4 protein-coding genes are annotated in these 3,236 nt (G+C 45.3%); 3 read left to right on the forward strand and 1 reads right to left on the reverse strand.

The annotated features are described in order from the left end of the window. The coding region (locus OU793_RS23840) for an enoyl-CoA hydratase-related protein (protein WP_274647879.1) at positions 1–240 on the reverse strand (240 nt) is incomplete at its 3' end. 257 nt (positions 241–497) lie between these two features. Here OU793_RS23840 and OU793_RS23845 point away from each other — a divergent pair. Genes OU793_RS23845 through hemG form a run of 3 tightly spaced genes read left to right on the forward strand, consistent with a single transcriptional unit; the run spans position 498 to position 3,162 of the window. Beyond that, positions 498–1,121 carry a YigZ family protein gene (locus tag OU793_RS23845; RefSeq protein ID WP_029826052.1) on the forward strand — a complete coding sequence of 208 codons (624 nt, stop codon included), beginning with the start codon at positions 498–500 and terminating at the stop codon, positions 1,119–1,121. A gap of 46 nt (positions 1,122–1,167) precedes the next feature. Further along, positions 1,168–2,625, forward strand: coding sequence for a TrkH family potassium uptake protein (locus tag OU793_RS23850; RefSeq protein WP_005465049.1), 1,458 nt, complete (start codon positions 1,168–1,170; stop codon positions 2,623–2,625). Positions 2,626–2,634: 9 nt separating this feature from the next. Then, positions 2,635–3,162 carry a menaquinone-dependent protoporphyrinogen IX dehydrogenase gene (gene hemG, locus OU793_RS23855; RefSeq protein ID WP_005465051.1) on the forward strand — a complete coding sequence of 176 codons (528 nt, stop codon included), beginning with the start codon at positions 2,635–2,637 and terminating at the stop codon, positions 3,160–3,162. The last annotated feature ends 74 nt before the right edge of the window (positions 3,163–3,236 follow it).

Consider the following 3,236-nt stretch of genomic DNA (forward strand, 5'->3'; position numbering starts at 1 on the left):
TGTTTTAGCGAAGAGGCCCAAGAATTCAGTGATGTCTGCGCCAACGATGAACGCGTCTTTATCTGAAGTGAGCATTAAGCCTTTTAGACCTTGATGTGAAGTCAACGCATCAAGAGCCTTATCGAGAGACTCTAGTGTTGCTAGGTCGAGCTTGTTTACGGATTTAGGGGAGCAGAAGCTCAGCTCTGCTATGCCATCTTGTATTTCCTTTACCTGTAGGGTGTCGGCTTGGTAAATCATTGTCTATCTCCATGACATACAATCGTGGATTGTCTGTATACCTATTGTTAGTGCTGAATTCGTCGGCAAATAAGTATCGAGGAAGTCGTTTATTCTTATTCTGGTTTGACCAGTAAAGTTAGTTTGGATCGCGGATTGTTTAATTTCAATACATTTTTTAAACAAGTGTTTAACATTGTGCGCTGTGGCAGATCTTATGCGACTCTGAATTCACTCTCGTGATAGACTTCGAGCAAAGTAAACATTGACCTAATGCTATGAATGACCAGCCTTATCTGATTCCCTCAGCGCCAGTTCTGTTTGAAGAAGAAATCAAAAAAAGTGTCTTTATTACCTACCTCGCACACACGCCAAGCGTTGATGCGGCGAAGGCGTTTGTTGATCAAATTAAAGCCAAACACTCGGATGCAAGACACAATTGCTGGGGATTCGTAGCGGGCAGACCTGAAGATTCAATGAAATGGGGCTTTAGCGATGACGGCGAGCCGTCCGGGACTGCTGGCAAGCCAATTTTGGCGCAGCTATCGGGCTCTGGCGTGGGAGAAATCACTGCGGTAGTGACGCGATATTCAGGGGGCATCAAGCTTGGTACTGGCGGTTTGGTCAAAGCTTACGGCGGCGGGGTGCAGCAAGCTCTCAAGCTGCTTCAAACTATTGAGAAAAAAATAACCACAAAACTCAGACTAACGTTAGACTATGGGTTTATGCCTATCGCCCAGTCGATCATGCCTCAATTTGGTGCGGTAGAAGTCGATGCTGACTATAGCGATCAGGTAGTATTAGTGGTGGAAATTGAGCTTCGTGAAGTGAGCGCGTTTACCCAAGCTATCATCAATAAAAGTGGGGCAAAGGCAATTGTAACCCCACTCGACGGACAATAATGAAAACCAGGAAGCAACAGGGACAGCTTCGCTAGTCAATCAATCCATGCAATTTCGTTCAATTATTCGAATCGTCGGGCTTTTGCTCGCGCTTTTTAGTGTCACCATGTTGGCACCCGCACTGGTTGCGCTTCTTTATCGAGATGGCGCTGGTGTACCTTTTGTCACGACTTTTTTTGTGCTGCTTTTTTGTGGAGCGATGTGTTGGTTTCCTAACCGTCGGCATAAACATGAGCTCAAATCACGTGATGGCTTTCTTATTGTTGTTCTTTTCTGGACGGTTTTGGGCAGCGCGGGTTCGCTTCCATTTTTAATCGCAGATAATCCCAACATTTCTGTGACTGACGCTTTTTTTGAATCCTTCTCTGCTTTAACTACAACAGGGGCGACCGTTATTGTCGGACTTGACGAGTTACCTAAAGCGATTTTGTTCTACCGCCAATTTCTACAATGGTTTGGTGGGATGGGGATCATCGTACTTGCGGTCGCTATTTTGCCAGTGTTGGGCATCGGTGGGATGCAGTTGTACCGCGCAGAAATTCCGGGTCCAGTGAAAGATACCAAAATGACCCCGCGCATAGCCGAGACAGCAAAAGCGCTGTGGTACATCTATTTAAGCCTGACAATCGCTTGTGCGGTTGCTTTTTGGCTCGCGGGCATGACGCCGTTTGATGCCATCAGCCACAGCTTCTCTACCATTGCGATTGGTGGCTTCTCAACTCACGATGCCAGCATGGGCTACTTCGACAGTTACGCGATTAACCTGATTACCGTGGTGTTCTTGCTGATCTCTGCTTGTAACTTCACTCTGCACTTTGCGGCATTTGCCTCTGGTGGGGTTCATCCTAAGTATTATTGGAAAGACCCAGAGTTCCGCGCATTCATCTTTATTCAGGTGTTGCTGTTTTTGGTCTGCTTCTTACTACTATTGAAGCACCACTCTTACACATCACCTTATGATGCGTTTGACCAAGCGTTGTTCCAAACTGTCTCAATCTCGACAACCGCAGGTTTCACCACAACCGGTTTTGCAGATTGGCCATTGTTTTTGCCAGTGCTGTTACTGTTCTCCTCTTTTATAGGAGGATGCGCAGGTTCGACTGGTGGTGGTATGAAAGTGATCCGCATTTTGCTTCTTACCTTACAAGGTGCGCGTGAACTTAAACGTCTGGTTCATCCTCGTGCGGTTTACACCATCAAAGTCGGAGGTAGTGCACTACCGCAACGTGTGGTCGATGCTGTATGGGGATTCTTCTCAGCATACGCGTTAGTGTTTGTGGTTTGTATGTTGGGTTTGATTGCAACAGGCATGGATGAGTTAAGTGCATTCTCTGCCGTAGCAGCGACACTCAACAACCTTGGCCCTGGATTGGGCGAAGTCGCACTTCACTTTGGTGATGTAAACGACAAAGCGAAATGGGTGTTGATCGTCTCCATGCTATTTGGTCGTCTGGAAATCTTTACCTTACTTATTCTACTCACGCCGACGTTTTGGCGTAGTTAAGGGGAAATCGTGGCAAAAGCATTATTTCTATACTCTTCTCGTGAAGGGCAAACCAAAAAAATCTTCCACTATATAGAAGAGCAATTAACAGACTTTGAATGTGAGCTGGTGGATTTACATAATGTAGAGACGATGGATTTCAGCCAATATGAAAAAGTGCTCATTGGTGCCTCTATTCGTTATGGTCACCTAAATAAGAAGCTATACCAATTTATTGAACGCAACCTCACTCAGCTAGAACAGAATAAAGTGGCTTTCTTCTGTGTGAACTTAACTGCCCGCAAAGAAGACCAAGGGAAAGATACCCCAGAAGGAAGTGCCTACATTCGTAAGTTCCTAATCAAATCTCCTTGGAAGCCAACATTAATTGGAGTCTTCGCTGGTGCCCTTTATTATCCGCGCTACGGTTGGTTCGACAAAATGATGATTAAGTTCATTATGTCGATGACTGGTGGTGAAACGGACACGACTAAAGAAGTGGAGTACACCAACTGGGAAAAAGTGGCTCTTTTCGCGGATAAATTCAAAGAACTGTAGAAATAACGTGCTCTTTTAAGTGGTTTTGCTGCAATTTCATCCGAACGATAAAAAAATCAAAAAAAACGTGAAAA

This window comes from Vibrio sp. VP6 (assembly GCF_028823755.1).
GTDB lineage: Bacteria > Pseudomonadota > Gammaproteobacteria > Enterobacterales > Vibrionaceae > Vibrio > Vibrio parahaemolyticus.